The organism is Pseudomonas sp. c313, from assembly GCF_055407145.1.
The window spans coordinates 62,771-77,851 of sequence record NZ_JBUZRD010000004.1 but is presented as its reverse complement, the minus strand read 5'-3'; the positions used below and the strand labels follow the sequence as shown (position 1 = coordinate 77,851).

The window sequence follows — 15,081 nt, the reverse complement described above, 5'->3', positions numbered from 1 at the left end:
GCCCCGCGCCTACAAGGTGTCCTTGTGGTTATCCAGGGTTTCCAGCAAGGCAACCTGCATCCGCGTATGCACGCGGATGAACCAGCGCCAGAGCACGGCGGCCACCGCAGCCGTCACCACGGCGATCAGCACCAGCAACTTGTTGGTCGGCAAGATACTGGCCGACAAGGCTGCCAATAGCAGGAAGATCACCAGCAGCGAGAGTACCGGGATCACTTCAGCGATCACCCGGCGCACTCGCTGGGTGTGCCGCCCGGCCATTTCCGGCTTGACGCTCATCTCCGCCAGCAGCATCGACAACGCCTTGAGCTTGCGGTATGCCGCAATCAGGAACGGCAGCGACAACAGCAATGCCCCGCCCCAGATCAACGCTTTTTGCCAGCTTGGATCGCTGATCCAGCCTTGCAACAGATCGCCAATGCGCACCGCGAAATAGCTTCCAGCAAAGAAAATCGCGATCACCAAGGCTAAATTGACCCCCACCTGCAGAATGATTTTGCGGATCATCGACGCCAGCATCGCGCCCTCGCCTTGGGGCTGAATGCTGCGTAGCCATTCGCCATACATGCCGAACACCCGGCTCATACGCAGGGGCATCACGGCGGCAATCTTCAATGACAGCGGGTCGGCGGCACGAATCAGGTAGGGCGTCAGCAGTGTGGTGAGCACCGAAACGGCGACCGCCACCGGATAGAGGAAGTCGCTGGTGACCTGTAAGGTCATCCCCAAGGCGGCGATGATGAACGAGAATTCGCCAATCTGTGACAGCCCCATCCCCACCCGCAACGACGTTCGGCCATCGTTACCGGCGATAAAGGCCCCAAGGCCGCAGGACAGCATCTTGCCCAGCACTACCGCAACGGTAATCACCGCAATCGGCCAGGCGTATTGCACCAGGATCAGCGGGTCGATCATCAAGCCGATAGCGACAAAGAAGATGGCGCTGAACATGTCGCGAACCGGCTCGATCAGGCGCTCAATCTTCACCAACTGCCGGGACTCGGCCATGATCGCACCGATCAGGAACGCCCCCAGCACCATGCTGTATTCCAGCTTGACCACTAACAGGCAGAAACCAAAACACAGGCCCAGGACGGTGGTTAGCAGCATCTCGTTGCTTTCAAACTTTGCCACATACGCCAACAACCGTGGCACCAGCAAAATGCCGATGACCAGGGCGACGATCATAAACAGCGAGAGTTTGCCGACCGTAGAAAACACTTCGCCGGAGCTGACCGTGCCGCTGACGGCGATGCTCGACAGCAAGGCGATGATGCCGATGCCGAGAATGTCTTCGACGATCAGCACACCAAAAATCAACTGGGCAAAACGTTGATTTTTCATCTTCAGGTCGTTGAGGGCCTTGACGATGATGGTGGTCGAGGAAATGGCCAGGATCGCGCCGAGGAACAGCGAATCCATGGTATTCCAATCGAACCAGCGGCCAATCTCGTAGCCGATCCAGATCATCAGGATGATCTCCAGAAAGGCCGCAATAAACGCCGTGGCACCCACTTTGAACAACTTGCGCAGGCTGAACTCCAGGCCCAGGCAGAACATCAGGAAGATCACCCCCAGCTCGGCCAGGGTCTTGATGGTGTCTTCGTCGTGGATCAGGCCGAATGGCGGGGTGTGCGGGCCGATGATAAAACCGGCAACGATATAACCCAGGACTACCGGCTGCTTGAGGCGATGAAACAGGACCGTCACCACGCCCGCCACCAGCATGATCACGGCCAAGTCCTGGATAAAGCTGATGGCGTGCATGGCGAGGGGCTCCTTGAGGGTACTGGCGCTTTCCCGGCTCCCACACAGATACTCAAACGGGTCGCAATGAGCGGAAGGAAAAGTCTGCCTTGAACGTAAGAAATGCCCGTGAAGTGGGCTTCTCAAGGGTAACACCGCGACTTCCAGCGAAAAGCCGGTGCAATATATGGAAACAGATAGAGCCAGGCGTGACGGCAAGCCGCGTCCCGGCGTCCCGTTAGGGATGGCTCTGCAAAGATTCCAGCACCCGCAGAGGTGCCTCCCCAACCAATGCCTACAACCGTGAGTGTGCTATGGAACCCGGAAACGCCCAGCTGTCGATGACGGTATTGATGACCCCTGACATGGCCAACTTCTCAGGCAATGTCCACGGCGGCACCCTGCTCAAGTACCTCGACGAAGTGGCTTACGCTTGCGCCAGCCGTTACGCCGGACGCTACGTTGTAACCTTGTCGGTGGACCAGGTGATTTTTCGCGAGCCTATCCATGTCGGCGAGTTGGTGACCTTCCTGGCCTCGGTCAACTACACCGGCAATACATCGATGGAAGTCGGGATCAAGGTGGTGACCGAGAACATCCGCGAGCGCTCGGTGCGTCACACCAACAGTTGCTTCTTCACCATGGTCGCGGTCGACGACCAACACAAGCCGGCGGCCGTACCGCCGTTTCAGCCGCAGAACAGTGAAGACAAGCGCCGCTTTATGCAGGCCAAGCAGCGTCGACAGATTCGCCAGGAGCTGGAGAAGCGGTATCAGGAAGTCAAGGCAGACGGGCCGTAGGATGTAAGAGTGGCTTGCTCGCGAAAACACTTGCGACAACTTGACCGCTAAACAAGAGTACCTACAGCCCTATCGGCGTAGCCTCAAAGCGCACTCGTGGATGTGCAATTCGATCCTGGGCCCGCACCAGTTCCAGCTCGTAGCTGGCGCAGGCCTGAGTCTCCAACAGCACCTCATGCACCGCAGCAGCGGTAAACTCGAAGGCTGCCAACAGACTATCTCCCAATAACACCCGCGCCAGGAACAGGCCTGACGTCAGGTCGCCCACGCCCACCGGTTGCCGAGGAAACGCCAACAGTGGCCGGCGCAGGTGCCAACTGCCTTCGGCAGTCACCAGCAGCATCTCGAAGCCGTCCGGCAGTTTGCCGGGGTAGTCCAGGTGCTTGACCAGCACCGCTTTCGGCCCACGAGCCAACAGCGCCCGCGCCATGCCCAGGCAATCGAACAGCGACTGCGGCTTGCGGCCAGCAAAGCTGTCCAGTTCCAACTGGTTGGGGCACAGGAAGTCAGCCATGGCGGCGGCCTCGTCCAGCAGGAAATCACTGACTTCCTGCGGCACTATGCAGCCTTTTTCCGGGTGGCCCATCACCGGGTCGCACAGGTACAAAGCCTTGGGGTTGATCGCCTTGATCCGTGCCACGCCGGTGAGGATGGCCCGGCCCTGGGCCGCGCTACCCAGGTAACCCGAGAGCACCGCATCGCAGTTGCCCAGTTCGCCAATGGCCGCGATCCCTTCGACCAATGCAGGAATCTGCTGCGGCGCCAACACTTCGCCCGCCCACTGGCCATACTGCGTGTGGTTGGAGAATTGCACCGTGTTGAGCGGCCACACATTCACACCGACCCGCTGCATGGGGAACACAGCAGCGCTGTTGCCGGCATGGCCAAAGACCACATGGGACTGGATCGCAAGCAGATGAGGCGTACGTTTCATGCAGGGGATTTCCATAAAACCGTTGAAATTCAGGCCGCGCAGTATGCGACTAAACGCAGCCTGTACGACAGACCGGAGACGCAGTTAAGCTGGCCATACTTTGTTGGAGTTCATCGAATGCTGACCCTGGGAAATATCTTCGTGCTGATGCTGCTGGCGACCGCTGCCGCCTGGGTGTGGCACAACCACGGCCTGCGCGAGCGGGCGCTGGAACGGGTCAAGCAGCATTGTGCCAAGCTCGATATCGAACTGCTCGATGGCGCCGTGGCGTTGAAACGCATCGGTTTTGTGAAAGATGCCAACGGTCGTCGGCGGTTGGCGCGGGTCTACAACTTTGAGTTCACCGTGACCGGTGAGGCGCGACACCCTGGGACCATCACCCAGTTCGGCGCCCACAGTGCGCAGATTGAACTGGCGCCCTACCCCTTCGAGATCAAGACGCCACTGCCCAGCGCCGAGGTGATTGAGATGAGCCAGTGGCGCCAGGAGCACGGCAAGGGCCGTCAGTAACGGCAATCGGCCAATCCGCGCTGTAAACTGACGACGTCCTGCGCCTCGCTGAAAATCAGCTCAACCCGCGAATCCCGACGCCACTCACTGGGCTGCCAGGTTATCGTGATGTTATCCACAGCGTTGGCTGAAACCCAACCAGCAGGGCTGTGGATAACCAGCTTGGCCCGCCGCCAGTCCAGCGCTTCCAGCCATTGCCGCACACGCTGCGGGTCCAATTGCTGGCTCGGATGCCAGCGCCAGCCAATACTCCAGCCACCTTCCTGGACCTGACTCAGGCAGATCGGCAAGGCCGGATCGCTCCAGATCGCTGGCATCTGCGCCACTCCCTTGGGCACCTCGAAGTTATCCACAGCGGCGCCGGCCTGTGCTGAAAGACCCGGAAGTTGCGCTAAAGGCACATGCGCCTGGCGCGTCCAGTAAACGGGACAGGCAGGTAACTGACTTGCAATCATCGTGCGCTGCGTGGCGCTCAGCCCCTCATCCTTGTTCAACACCAGCAAACCGGCGCTGGCCAGGGCCTCGCGTTGTGCGGTCGGCAGCGGTTTGCCCGCAGCCAGGGCCTGGGCGTCCAGCACCAGCACACAGGGTTGGACCGCCAGCACGTCCTGCCATGGCGCTTCGCGTAGTTGCTTGAGCAGTTGTGCCGGATGACCCAGCCCAGACGGTTCGATGAACAACCGATCCGGATTTGCCTTACGCAACAAACGGCCCAGTCCTACCTGAAACGGCACACCATTGACGCAACACAGGCAACCGCCCGCCACTTCGCCCAAGGCAATACCGTCGTCATCGCGGGTCAGCAGTGCCGCGTCCAGGCCGATCTGCCCAAACTCATTGATCAACACCGCCCAGCGCTCGTTGGCCGGGCGTTGGCTGAGCAGGTGTTTGATCAGGCTGGTCTTGCCGGCGCCCAAAGGGCCGGCAATCACGTGGGTAGGAATGTTCTGCAGCATGTTGGACATCATTCTGACCGTGTAGAGACGTTTGATCCTACCCGGTTACGCCAACCAATCCAGCGTCAGAATCAGCCGTCGTTGATCACCCGTCAGCTGCGGCGAGCGATGGATCAGGCCGAACCCTTCATTGCCGTGCCACTTTTCGCCTTTGAGCAGGGCGACTTCCCCGCAATGGACTTGCTCGATGTGGTGCTCGGGTTCTGCGTCTGCCTGACTCAGGTGCCGCCGTTCCATGACCCCTTCCCGCAACCATTGACTGCCAATCCCCGCGTAAGTGGTGATCAGCCGCACCGGCACATGATCGACGTGAAAACGCGGGCACATGGCTTTGTCCAACAGCCTTAACCGCACACCAATGCGCTTGGCACCGAGCAAACAGGAAAAGCCGCTGATCAGCCACGACACATCGGCGACAAACCCTTCGTAGCCTTCAAGATCGCTGAAATTCGACGCCAAACCGCGCAAGTTTGGCTCGTCATCTTCGCTGGCCAGTTCAACGACCAACGATTCGGCCAACGGCTCATTCCGCGACAGCAGCAAGGTGCCGAACTCGGCGATATGCAGCGGCAACTGACGCTGCCACAGCGCCAGGTTCACGCCGTCTTCCAGGATGTCGGTCAGCACGGCCGGGGTTTTCCCCAGGCTCTGGCGGATCACCGGGCGCAATTTCATTATCGGTGCAAGCATCAGGCGGCAGCCTCCTCATACCAAGGGCCAAAGGGGTCAGCCAGCAAGCGCCAGCCTTCGACGCCCAGGGCCATTTCTTCATCGGTCAGCAGGCAAGCATCCAGTTCAGTAGTCATCCTCGCAAAGTCGATGTTCTGCCCGATAAACACCAGTTCCTGACGGCAGTCTCCGGTGCTCAGCTGCCAGTTGCCCATGATTGCCGCGACGCTTTCTTCGTCCTGTGGCCACTCGCTCTTCGGCACAAAGCGCCACCAGCGTCCGGCAAAACCATGGCGCATCAAGCCTCCGGCCTGGGACCAGCTTCCCGCGTCCTGGTGCTTGCTGGCCAACCAGAAAAAACCCTTGGAGCGCAGCAATTTGCCGTTAACCCACGGGCGGTCGATAAAGTCGAAAAAACGTTGGGGATGGAACGGGCGACGGGCTCGATAAGCGGTGGACGCGATCCCGTACTCCTCGGTTTCAGGTACATGTTCGCCGCGCAGCTCCTGCAACCAGCCTGGCGCCTGGGCCGCGCGTTCAAAGTCGAACCGGCCGGTATTGAGAATCTCCGCTAGCGGCACTTCGCCCATGACCATCGGGATGATGTGCGCCTGGGAATTGAGGCGCGCCAGGATCGCCATCAACTCCTGGCGCTCGCTGCTGCTGATCAGATCAATCTTGCTGATCAGGATGACGTCGGCAAATTCGATCTGCTCGATCAGCAGGTCGGTGATGGAGCGCTCGTCCTCTTCACCGAGGGTTTCGCCTCGGGACGCCAGGCTTTCAGCAGCCTGGTAGTCGAGCAGGAAGTTCATGCCGTCGACGACCGTGACCATCGTGTCGAGGCGGGCGATGTCCGCCAGGCTCTGGCCGTCTTCGTCACGGAAGGTAAAGGTTTCGGCTACCGGCAGCGGTTCGGAAATGCCGGTGGATTCGATCAGCAAGTAATCGAAACGACCTTCCTTGGCGAGTTTTCCGACTTCGATGAGCAAGTCTTCACGCAAGGTGCAACAGATGCAGCCGTTGCTCATCTCTACCAGTTTTTCTTCGGCGCGATTGAGGATGACGTCGCGCTGGACCTCGCCGCCATCAATGTTGATTTCACTCATGTCGTTGACGATCACCGCCACCCGCAGGTTTTCGCGATTACGCAGGACGTAGTTGAGCAGCGTGCTTTTGCCGGCGCCGAGAAAGCCGGAGAGCACAGTAACGGGGAGACGGTTGGGCATCAGGTATTCCTCATCAGGTTGGCCGGTCAAATCGCCCGTTGATGGCGTTCGCGCAGCTCTTCACGTTCTTTGGCTTCGATACACAGGGTGGCCGTGGGGCGCAGTAACAGGCGCTTGAGGCCGATCAGCTCACCCGTTTCGCGACACCAGCCGTATTCACCGCGGGCAAGGTGTTCCAGGGCTTCGTCGATCTTGTCCAACAGCTTTTTTTCTCGCTCCAGCAGGCGCAGTTGCCATTGGCGCTGTTCTTCGGCGCTGCCGACATCCGCTGGATCGCTGTTGGGTTCTTGCTCGCGCAGCACCATAAACTCGGCATCAATGCGCGCTTGCAGCTCATTACGCTGCGCCAGTAACAGTTCGCGGAAGAAGCCTTGCTGGGCTTCATTCATGTAATCAGCGGGCGATTGGGCGAGGAGGTCTTGTTCGGTCATAGGGAGAGGTTCACGGGTCGGACTGTTTTTTGATGTTATAGTATAACAACACAAATAAGCCAATCCCTCCTTGCCCACCACGACGAAGGGCGCAATGCTGGGGCCATCGATACTCCGAGAAACGCTATGAAATACGTGTTCTATACCCGGCGAGCGGGCTGGACCACCCTCAACCGGTTTTCCAGTTCCGGAGGGTCCCGCGCCAAGTTCACCTGCAGCCGTATTACCGGCTGTTAAACCTGGCCTTTTTTCTGCTCCTGGGCCCAGGCCATGTAGCTGTTCACTGGCGGGTTCTTCTGGAAGTAGCGCTGCAGACCTTCAAACAACCCATCCGCCACCGCCTGTTGATGACGGGGAGTGACCAGTCGCTGACTGTCGCGGGGGTTGGAAATAAAGCCGGTTTCCACCAGGATCGACGGCACGTCCGGCGACTTGAGCACGGCGAATCCGGCTTGTTCCACACGTTTTTGATGCAACGTTGTGATGCCCGCCAGACAGCCCAACACGGTGCTGCCCAGTTGCAAGCTGGCGGCGATGGTGGCGTTCATCGACATGTCGAGGATCACCCCGGCCAACATCGGGTCCTTGTCCTTGAGACTCAGCAGGCTAGTGGCGCCCAGCAGATCAGCGCCGTTTTCCCGTTGGGCCATGAAGCGCGCCGTTGCCGACGTCGCTCCGCCCTCTGACAATGCATAGACCGAAGCGCCAGAGGCCGAGAGCCGGGGCGCCGCATCGGCGTGCACCGAGATGAACATGTCGGCGTTGTGCTTGCGGGCAATCTCCACCCGTTTGCGCAGTGGCACGAAGAAGTCGTCGTTGCGCACCAGTTTCACGTCGAAGCCCTTCTCGCGCTTCAAGCGTTTGGCCAGCAACTGGGCGATGGACAGCACCACGTCTTTTTCTCGCTCGCCCTTGGAGCCGATGGCACCTGGATCTTTACCGCCGTGGCCGGGGTCGACCACGACGATGATGTCGCGCTTCAGGTGAGGCTTACCCACCGAAGCAATCAGCGGCGCTGTGGCAGCAGCTATGTGCAAAGGCACTTTCATGGCATTGGTCAAGTCCAGCACCAGGCGATGACCTTGACCATCCTGAGGCGCCAAGAGAAAGCTGTTGAGCTGCATCGGCGCAGCAAGATCGAGGACGATCCGCGTGTCGCCCTTGCCGAAATGTCCCGAGCGAATAGAGGTAATGCCGCTGTTGCTCAGGGCCAGTTGGCTGAAATCTCCGCTCAGGCCAGCGCCGCTAAGGTCGATGATCAGCCGCTCGGGGGCCGTCAGGGAAAAGGTCTTGTATTGCACCGGGCCGCTGAGATCGAACACCACCCGCAGTTTTTCGTCCGAGCGCCAGAGCCGGGCATTGCGGATTTGCGTGGCAGAAACACTGAAGGGTAAAGCGAATACTGCACTGGCCAGCAGCAGGTTGAGGAGTTGACGTCTGTGCATGACTTACACCGCAAATTAAGGAGCGTCCGTGCTCGACATAACTGATTAAAAAACCGGCGCAGAAAAACCATCGTCGCCTCAATAGTTATAATATAACATGTCTTTTTAATCCCAATGATGGACCTGCTCATGAATGCGCTGACTCTGCCGGATATCGCCGCGCAGGCTTCACGCCAAGCCTTGCCACTGGACTGGGTGGGCATGTGCGGCATTGCCCTTCCTGTCCTGATCGACGGCCAGCGCCTGAATGCCAAGGCCGATGCAGGCGTGAGCCTCGACGACAATGAGGCGCGCGGCATTCATATGTCGCGCCTGTATCTGGCGCTGGAAATGCTTGAACAAGAAAGCCTGACACCGGCGCTGTTGCGTCAAGTGTTGCAGCGCTTCCTCGATAGCCATGAAGGTCTGTCCCATAACGCCAGCCTGCGTATTCACACAGATTTACTGCTCAAACGCCCCGCCCTGGTCAGTCCTTTGGCTGGCTGGAAAAATTATCCGGTGAGCATCGAGGCGCGTTTTGAAAATCAAATGTTCCACGTGGAACTAAAAATTGACGTTACCTACTCGTCAACCTGTCCTTGCTCGGCCGCGCTCGCCAGGCAGTTGATTCAGCAGCAATTTGTCGATGATTTCGCCAACACCCCTTTGCAACACGAGGACGTAATGGCTTGGCTGGGCAGCACGAAAGGCATCGTCGCCACACCCCACAGCCAGCGCAGCAGCGCGCAATTGCAGGTCCAGTTGCAAAGCAATACTCACAACCTGCCGCTGATTGAGCTGATCAATGCCGCCGAAGCCGCTCTCGGCACCGCCGTGCAAACCGCCGTGAAGCGGGCCGACGAACAAGCCTTCGCCTTGGCCAACGGCCAGAACCTGATGTTCTGTGAGGACGCAGCCCGCCGCTTGAATCTGGCGCTGAAACGTTCAGACGCGGTACACGCCTTCCACTTGAAAGTGGTCCACGCCGAAAGCCTGCACGCTCACGACGCTGTAGCAGAAAGCCGCTGGACGAGGGCATCCGCATGATCAGTTGCAAAGCGTTGCGCTGGGGGGCGCCTGGCCAACCACTGACACCCGCAGTGGATTTCGAACTGGCCAAAGGCAGCCTCACCGGTGTGATCGGCGCCAACGGCTCCGGCAAAAGCAGCCTGCTGAAAGTCATCGCTGGCTTGCAGAAACCCCTGGCCGGAAAAGTCGTACTGGAAACTCCACGGCGCGGCAGTCTGTCATTCCTGCCACAGCAGCAACACTTGGACCGCCAGTTTCCGATCAGCCTGCAAGAGTTAGTGGCCGCCGGCTTCTGGGGCAGCAAACAAACACCGCAACAACGCAGCCAACGCCTTCAAGCCGTACTGGACGACTGGTGCCTCAGCGGCCTGGAGCATCGCCCGTTGATGGCCCTGTCCGGCGGCGAACTGCAACGCGCCCTCCTCGCTCGCATGAGCCTGGCCGAAGCGCCTGTGCTGTTGCTCGACGAACCCCATGCTGCCCTCGACGAAGACGGCCAAGCGTTGCTGTGGAAACACATCCACGCCTGGCACTCCGAAGGCCGCACACTGCTGGTGGTGTGTCATGACCTGGCCGCTGTGCGCCAACACATCCCCCAGGCATTGCAGATCAAAAACAGCGGTTGCGTCCTGGCACCCAGTAACGAATTGATCCGTCAGCAACCGCAGATGCAGGTGGCCTGATGCACATCGCCGCCCACCTATGGATGCCGTTCAACGACTTCGTATTTATGCACCGCGCATTGCTCGGCGGCCTGGTACTGGCCTGCAGCACCGCCCCACTCGGCGTGTTCCTGATCCTGCGCCGCATGAGTCTGATCGGCGACGCCGTGGCCCACGGCATCCTCCCCGGTGCGGCGCTGGGCTTCTGGTTCGCCGGCCTGAGCCTGCCCGCCCTGACCATCGGCGGCCTCGGTGCTGGCCTGAGCATGGCTGGATTGGCCGCGTGGATCACCCGCCGCACCGGCCTTCGCGAAGACGCCAGCCTCGCCGCCATCTACCCGATTTCCCTGGCCAGCGGCGTACTAATCCTCGGCATGGCCGGCAAGCGCCTGGACCTGCTGCACCTGCTGTTCGGCTCGGCCCTGGCGGTGGACGGCCCGACCCTCACCGGCATGATCTGGGTGTCCGGCTTCAGCCTGATCGCCATGGCGCTGATCTACAAACCGCTGCTGCTGGACACTCTCGACCCGCTGTTCCTGCAAACCGTCAGCCGCCTCGGGCCGCTGGCCCACGGCGTGTTCCTGACCCTGGTGGTGCTGAACCTGGTGATCGGCTTCCAGGCCATCGGCGCCTTGATGGTGGTCGGCTTGATGATGTTGCCAGCAGCGGCTTCACGCTTCTGGAGCCGGCGCCTGCCGGTGTTGATCGTGGTATCGGCGGCGCTGGGATGCCTGTCGGTGTGGCTTGGCTTGTTGTTGTCGTTCTACTACTCGCTGCCCAGCGGCCCGGCGATTGTGCTGGTGGCTGGCGGCTTGTACTTGCTGTCCGTGGTCTTCGGTCCGGTGCACGGCTTACTGCGCCGCCCGTCTTTGCTTACATCCCAATGAGGTGTTTCCCGATGCGCGCTCTACTCGTGCTGTTCAGTGTCTCGCTGGCGCTGTCGTTCGCGACCGTCCAGGCGGCGGACAAGCTCCAGGTGGTCACCAGTTTCAGCATCCTTGCCGACATGACTCACCAGGTTGGCGGTGACCATATCCAGATCAGCAACATGGTCGGCCCTGACGCCGATGCCCACACGTACGAACCAACCCCGGACGACGCCAAGGCGCTGCTCACGGCCAAGGTGATCATCAAGAACGGCCTGGGTTTCGAGCCGTGGCTGGATCGCCTGGTCACCAGCACCGAGACCAAGGCCACAGTGGTGACCGCCAGCAAAGGCGTAATTCCCCGCACCATGGACGAAGATGGCGACACCCTCCCCGACCCGCACGCCTGGCACAACCTGGCCAACACCGAACTCTACGTGAACAACATCACCAAAGCCCTGATCGCGGCGGACCCGGCCAACAAAGCAGACTACCAGCACAACAGCCAGGTCTACCTGAAGGAAATCTACCGCCTGCTGGCCGAAGCCAAGGCCAAGTTAGGTTCGCTGCCACCGGGCAACCGCCGCATCGTCACCTCCCATGACGCCTTCGGCTATCTCGGTCAGGCCTACGGTATCGACTTCATGGCACCTCAAGGCCTGTCCACTGAACGCGACCCCTCGGCTGCCGAAGTCGCCGCGCTGATCACCCAAATCCGTCAGGCCAAGGTCAAGGCGGTATTCATGGAGAACATCAAGGACGCGCGCCTGCTCAAGCAGATTGCCGACGAAAGCGGCGCCCATATCGGCGGCACGTTGTACTCGGACGCCCTGGCAACCGAAGGTCCGGCCAGCACCTTTACCGGGCTGTTCGAATACAACCTCAACACCTTGTACGACGCCTTGAGCAAGCCATGACCCTGACCATGCTCGATCTGGAAAGCGCGGCCCTCGGCAGCCGCTTTCCCCTCGATCAGGTGCTCGACGCCCTGCCATGGAACAACGATGGCCTGATTGCCGCCATCGCCCAGCAACACGGCAGCGGCGCGGTGCTGATGCTGGCCTGGATGAACCGCCTGGCCCTCGACGAAACCCTGGCCACCGGGCAGGTCTGCTATTGGTCACGCTCGCGCCAGCGACTGTGGCGTAAAGGCGAGACCTCTGGTTATCGCCAGCAACTGATCGAAGCGCGCCTGGATTGCGACGGCGACGCTGTGCTGCTGATCGTCGATCAACAGGGCCCCGCTTGCCACACCGGCCGGCCCACCTGCTTCTACAACACCATCGCTGACGGCCAAGTGCACATCATCACCGCGCCCGTCGAGGAACACGCATGATCCGCAAGAACCCTTCCGGCGATCTCCCCGTGATTGCCGAGTCAGCCTACGTCGACAAAACCGCAATCATCTGCGGCAAGGTGATCATCGGTGAAAACGTGTTTGTCGGCCCCTACGCAGTGATCCGTGCCGACGAGGTGGACACCAATGGCGATATGGACCCGATCACCATCGGCGCCAATTCCAACATCCAGGACGGCGTGGTGATCCACTCCAAATCCGGGGCGGCGGTGACCATCGGCGAATTCAGTTCCATCGCCCACCGCTCCATCGTCCACGGCCCCTGCACCGTCGGCGATCGAGTATTTATCGGCTTCAACAGCGTGCTATTCAACTGTGCGGTCGGCGACGGCTGCGTGGTGCGGCACAACTCGGTGGTCGACGGCCGCGACTTGCCTGCCGCCTTCTACGTACCCTCTACCACGCGCATCGGACCCAACACCGACCTGTCGCAATTCCCGCCGGTAAGCATCAGCGCCTCGGAGTTTTCCGAAGACGTGGCCCGTACCAACGTTGATCTGGTGCGCGGTTACAAAGCCCTGCAAAACGAGTTTTAAGCATGAGCCGCCTACTGATCCGCAACGCCCGCCTGGTAAATGAAGGCCAGGAATTCGACGCCGACCTGTTGGTCGCCAACGGCCGCATCGAGAAGATTGCCGCAAGCATCGAAGGGCAAAACGCTACCGTAGAAATCGACGCCCAGGGCCAGTGGTTACTGCCCGGCATGATCGACGACCAGGTACATTTCCGCGAACCTGGTGCGCCGGACAAAGGCAGCTTCTACAGTGAGTCCCGCGCCGCCGTGGCCGGCGGCATTACCAGTTTCATGGACATGCCCAACACCCAACCGGCAACCCTGACCCTGGAAGCATTGGCCGATAAAAAGCGCCGCGCCGCCCTGCATTCAGTGGCCAACTACGGTTTTCACTTTGGCGTGAGCAATGACAACCTCGACACTGTCGCCGCGCTTGATCCGCGAGAGGTGGCAGGCGTCAAAGTGTTTATGGGCGCCTCCACCGGCAATATGCTGGTGGATGATCCACGGATTCTGGAGCACCTGTTCGCCGAAGTACCAACCATCCTCCTCGCTCACTGCGAACACACCCCCAGCATCCAGGCCAACGAACGACGCCTGCGCGGGCGCTTCGGCGACCACATCCCCGCCGTGGCCCACCCGTTGATCCGCGACGCCGAGACCTGCTATCGCTCGTCATCCCTGGCCGTGGATCTGGCCCGCCGCCACGGCACGCGCCTGCATGTGCTGCACCTGACCAGCGCCCGGGAGTTGGCACTGTTTGAAGACAAACCCCTGGCGGAAAAACGTATCACCGCCGAAGTCTGCCTGCACCACTTGTTGTTCGATGACCGCGACTACGCGCGCCTAGGTCATCAGATCAAATGCAACCCGGCGATCAAGTCCCGCGCCGACCGCAACGCCCTGCGTATGGCGCTGCTGAGCAACCGCCTGGATGTGATCGGCAGCGACCATGCGCCTCATACCTGGGCACAAAAACAGCAGCCGTACCGCGAGGCGCCATCGGGCTTGCCGCTGGTGCAACACGCTATGCCTGCGTTATTGGAGTTAGTGGCCGACGGCCTCTTGCCGCTGGCCACCCTGGTGGAGAAAACCAGTCATCGGGTCGCCGACCTGTTCGCCATCCCTGATCGTGGCTATCTGCGCGAAGGCTATTGGGCCGACCTGGTGCTGATCAAACCCGAACCCCACGGCAAACCCGTCAGCAGCCAACCGATTCTCGCCCGCTGCGGCTGGACGCCCTTCGCCGAACGCAGCTTTCGCCACAGCGTCAGCACCACGCTGGTCTCCGGGCACCTGGCCTGGCACGACGAGCGGGTACATGACAGCTGCCGGGGCTTGCCTTTGCACTTTCTGCGTTAGGCGCGAGGCTTGACCGTCCCGCAATTGCTGCCCAACCACTGTGCATGGGTATCCAGGCTGCCGTTCTGCTGAATGCCGGTGGCATTGAAGGTGCCGTTGACTGTGGTGGTGAATTCCTTCTGACTCTGGAACGTTGCCACTCCCGTGCCCTGGGCTTTCGGGCAGCTGAAACGGAATTTCCACTGGTTGCCGGTTTTATCGGTCACTTCCTGCTTGCAGCCCGATTGCGGGTCAGTCAGGGGGATCGAGTCGGACGCCACTTGTGCCGGCGTCAGGCACACCTGAACGCCCTTGCCGGCCATGGCAATGCCCTGCTTTTCCAGCATGGCGCGTTGCTCCGGGGTCATCTGTTGTTTCAACTGACCGAGGATCAGTGACAAGTCCGGCAGATTCTGGTTATCGACTTTCATGTTGCTGGTGGTCAATTCCCACAACCCCGGCGCCAACATCTGCGCCTGCGCCGCCACTGGCAACGACAAACCAACAACCATGGCCAAACCAAGCAGACGAGCATTCATCGGGTAACTCCTGGGCAATTGTCGGCGTTAGACGCCGCAAAAGCGCCAGTGTTGCACAGCGAATAAAATAGCGA

Annotated in this window: 17 protein-coding genes and 1 pseudogene; 10 read left to right on the top strand and 8 right to left on the bottom strand. The window is 60.3% G+C overall.

The window, feature by feature from the left end:
- Positions 1 to 9 precede the first annotated feature (9 nt).
- Positions 10 to 1,767: a cation:proton antiporter gene (locus tag ACZRKZ_RS13935; protein WP_463967558.1), complete on the bottom strand. Its 1,758-nt coding sequence runs from the start codon at positions 1,765 to 1,767 to the stop codon at positions 10 to 12.
- Positions 1,768 to 2,060: 293 nt separating this feature from the next.
- Here ACZRKZ_RS13935 and ACZRKZ_RS13930 point away from each other — a divergent pair, with 293 nt between their 5' ends.
- Complete coding sequence (locus ACZRKZ_RS13930; RefSeq protein WP_463967557.1) at positions 2,061 to 2,546, top strand: acyl-CoA thioesterase; 486 nt, start codon at positions 2,061 to 2,063, stop codon at positions 2,544 to 2,546.
- 61 nt (positions 2,547 to 2,607) lie between these two features.
- On the opposite strand, the gene pdxY is transcribed toward ACZRKZ_RS13930, so the two are convergent.
- On the bottom strand, positions 2,608 to 3,480 hold the full coding sequence (gene pdxY / locus ACZRKZ_RS13925; RefSeq protein ID WP_149412519.1) for a pyridoxal kinase PdxY: 873 nt from the start codon (positions 3,478 to 3,480) through the stop codon (positions 2,608 to 2,610).
- A gap of 117 nt (positions 3,481 to 3,597) precedes the next feature.
- Here pdxY and ACZRKZ_RS13920 point away from each other — a divergent pair, with 117 nt between their 5' ends.
- A complete protein-coding gene (locus tag ACZRKZ_RS13920; protein WP_133100682.1) occupies positions 3,598 to 3,990 on the top strand; it encodes a DUF3301 domain-containing protein in 393 nt (130 codons plus the stop codon).
- On the opposite strand, the gene ACZRKZ_RS13915 is transcribed toward ACZRKZ_RS13920, so the two are convergent.
- Genes ACZRKZ_RS13915 through dksA form a run of 4 tightly spaced genes read right to left on the bottom strand, consistent with a single transcriptional unit; the run spans position 3,984 to position 7,275 of the window.
- The gene (locus ACZRKZ_RS13915) at positions 3,984 to 4,946 is read right to left on the bottom strand and encodes a CobW family GTP-binding protein (protein WP_463981863.1); all 963 of its coding nucleotides are present in this window, start codon (positions 4,944 to 4,946) and stop codon (positions 3,984 to 3,986) included. The genes ACZRKZ_RS13920 and ACZRKZ_RS13915 overlap by 7 nt on opposite strands.
- Positions 4,947 to 4,991: 45 nt before the next feature.
- Positions 4,992 to 5,636 (bottom strand): DUF1826 domain-containing protein, encoded by a 645-nt coding sequence (locus ACZRKZ_RS13910; protein WP_463981862.1) that lies wholly within the window; start codon positions 5,634 to 5,636, stop codon positions 4,992 to 4,994.
- Entirely contained in the window at positions 5,636 to 6,844 is a 1,209-nt protein-coding gene (zigA, locus tag ACZRKZ_RS13905) for a zinc metallochaperone GTPase ZigA (protein ID WP_463981861.1), read from the bottom strand. Before zigA ends, ACZRKZ_RS13910 begins: the two co-directional genes overlap by 1 nt.
- A 26-nt stretch (positions 6,845 to 6,870) precedes the next feature.
- Positions 6,871 to 7,275: an RNA polymerase-binding protein DksA gene (gene dksA, locus ACZRKZ_RS13900; protein WP_463981860.1), complete on the bottom strand. Its 405-nt coding sequence runs from the start codon at positions 7,273 to 7,275 to the stop codon at positions 6,871 to 6,873.
- A 132-nt stretch (positions 7,276 to 7,407) separates the two neighbouring features.
- On the opposite strand from dksA, the pseudogene ACZRKZ_RS13895 reads away from it, so the two are divergent.
- Positions 7,408 to 7,512, top strand: a pseudogene (locus tag ACZRKZ_RS13895) (glutamine synthetase); the annotation flags it as partial.
- Here the strand turns inward: ACZRKZ_RS13895 and ACZRKZ_RS13890 are convergent.
- Positions 7,509 to 8,720: an N-acetylmuramoyl-L-alanine amidase gene (locus ACZRKZ_RS13890; RefSeq protein WP_463981859.1), complete on the bottom strand. Its 1,212-nt coding sequence runs from the start codon at positions 8,718 to 8,720 to the stop codon at positions 7,509 to 7,511. The pseudogene ACZRKZ_RS13895 and the gene ACZRKZ_RS13890 sit on opposite strands and share 4 nt — an antisense overlap.
- Positions 8,721 to 8,849: 129 nt before the next feature.
- Between ACZRKZ_RS13890 and folE2 the strand changes: the two genes are divergently transcribed.
- The 7 genes from folE2 to ACZRKZ_RS13855 are packed head-to-tail and all read left to right on the top strand — an operon-like array spanning position 8,850 to position 14,489.
- Entirely contained in the window at positions 8,850 to 9,746 is an 897-nt protein-coding gene (gene folE2, locus ACZRKZ_RS13885; protein ID WP_463981858.1) for a GTP cyclohydrolase FolE2, read from the top strand.
- A complete protein-coding gene (locus ACZRKZ_RS13880; protein ID WP_463981857.1) occupies positions 9,743 to 10,411 on the top strand; it encodes a metal ABC transporter ATP-binding protein in 669 nt (222 codons plus the stop codon). The genes folE2 and ACZRKZ_RS13880 overlap by 4 nt, the downstream gene beginning before the upstream one ends.
- Entirely contained in the window at positions 10,411 to 11,277 is an 867-nt protein-coding gene (locus tag ACZRKZ_RS13875) for a metal ABC transporter permease (RefSeq protein ID WP_463981856.1), read from the top strand. Before ACZRKZ_RS13880 ends, ACZRKZ_RS13875 begins: the two co-directional genes overlap by 1 nt.
- 11 nt (positions 11,278 to 11,288) lie before the next feature.
- Positions 11,289 to 12,173, top strand: a complete 885-nt coding sequence (locus ACZRKZ_RS13870; RefSeq protein ID WP_463981855.1) for a metal ABC transporter substrate-binding protein — start codon at positions 11,289 to 11,291, stop codon at positions 12,171 to 12,173.
- On the top strand, positions 12,170 to 12,592 hold the full coding sequence (gene hisI, locus ACZRKZ_RS13865; RefSeq protein ID WP_463981854.1) for a phosphoribosyl-AMP cyclohydrolase: 423 nt from the start codon (positions 12,170 to 12,172) through the stop codon (positions 12,590 to 12,592). Before ACZRKZ_RS13870 ends, hisI begins: the two co-directional genes overlap by 4 nt.
- Positions 12,589 to 13,149, top strand: coding sequence for a gamma carbonic anhydrase family protein (locus ACZRKZ_RS13860; protein WP_149412508.1), 561 nt, complete (start codon positions 12,589 to 12,591; stop codon positions 13,147 to 13,149). The genes hisI and ACZRKZ_RS13860 overlap by 4 nt, the downstream gene beginning before the upstream one ends.
- A 2-nt stretch (positions 13,150 to 13,151) precedes the next feature.
- Positions 13,152 to 14,489 (top strand): dihydroorotase, encoded by a 1,338-nt coding sequence (locus ACZRKZ_RS13855; RefSeq protein ID WP_463981853.1) that lies wholly within the window; start codon positions 13,152 to 13,154, stop codon positions 14,487 to 14,489.
- Here the strand turns inward: ACZRKZ_RS13855 and ACZRKZ_RS13850 are convergent.
- Positions 14,486 to 15,007: a DUF3617 domain-containing protein gene (locus tag ACZRKZ_RS13850; protein ID WP_149412506.1), complete on the bottom strand. Its 522-nt coding sequence runs from the start codon at positions 15,005 to 15,007 to the stop codon at positions 14,486 to 14,488. The genes ACZRKZ_RS13855 and ACZRKZ_RS13850 overlap by 4 nt on opposite strands.
- Positions 15,008 to 15,081 lie beyond the last annotated feature (74 nt).

Bases quoted from the DNA above. Each gene is read 5' to 3' on its own strand.
- ACZRKZ_RS13930 (WP_463967557.1), top strand. From the start codon at position 2,061: ATGGAACCCGGAAACGCCCAGCTGTCGATGACGGTATTGATGACCCCT.
- ACZRKZ_RS13870 (WP_463981855.1), top strand. From the start codon at position 11,289: ATGCGCGCTCTACTCGTGCTGTTCAGTGTCTCGCTGGCGCTGTCGTTC.
- ACZRKZ_RS13910 (WP_463981862.1), bottom strand. From the start codon at position 5,636: ATGCTTGCACCGATAATGAAATTGCGCCCGGTGATCCGCCAGAGCCTG.
- folE2 (WP_463981858.1), top strand. From the start codon at position 8,850: ATGAATGCGCTGACTCTGCCGGATATCGCCGCGCAGGCTTCACGCCAA.
- ACZRKZ_RS13875 (WP_463981856.1), top strand. From the start codon at position 10,411: ATGCACATCGCCGCCCACCTATGGATGCCGTTCAACGACTTCGTATTT.
- ACZRKZ_RS13850 (WP_149412506.1), bottom strand. From the start codon at position 15,007: ATGAATGCTCGTCTGCTTGGTTTGGCCATGGTTGTTGGTTTGTCGTTG.
- ACZRKZ_RS13915 (WP_463981863.1), bottom strand. From the start codon at position 4,946: ATGCTGCAGAACATTCCTACCCACGTGATTGCCGGCCCTTTGGGCGCC.
- ACZRKZ_RS13860 (WP_149412508.1), top strand. From the start codon at position 12,589: ATGATCCGCAAGAACCCTTCCGGCGATCTCCCCGTGATTGCCGAGTCA.
- ACZRKZ_RS13880 (WP_463981857.1), top strand. From the start codon at position 9,743: ATGATCAGTTGCAAAGCGTTGCGCTGGGGGGCGCCTGGCCAACCACTG.
- ACZRKZ_RS13890 (WP_463981859.1), bottom strand. From the start codon at position 8,720: ATGCACAGACGTCAACTCCTCAACCTGCTGCTGGCCAGTGCAGTATTC.
- ACZRKZ_RS13855 (WP_463981853.1), top strand. From the start codon at position 13,152: ATGAGCCGCCTACTGATCCGCAACGCCCGCCTGGTAAATGAAGGCCAG.
- ACZRKZ_RS13920 (WP_133100682.1), top strand. From the start codon at position 3,598: ATGCTGACCCTGGGAAATATCTTCGTGCTGATGCTGCTGGCGACCGCT.
- hisI (WP_463981854.1), top strand. From the start codon at position 12,170: ATGACCCTGACCATGCTCGATCTGGAAAGCGCGGCCCTCGGCAGCCGC.
- dksA (WP_463981860.1), bottom strand. From the start codon at position 7,275: ATGACCGAACAAGACCTCCTCGCCCAATCGCCCGCTGATTACATGAAT.
- ACZRKZ_RS13935 (WP_463967558.1), bottom strand. From the start codon at position 1,767: ATGCACGCCATCAGCTTTATCCAGGACTTGGCCGTGATCATGCTGGTG.
- pdxY (WP_149412519.1), bottom strand. From the start codon at position 3,480: ATGAAACGTACGCCTCATCTGCTTGCGATCCAGTCCCATGTGGTCTTT.
- zigA (WP_463981861.1), bottom strand. From the start codon at position 6,844: ATGCCCAACCGTCTCCCCGTTACTGTGCTCTCCGGCTTTCTCGGCGCC.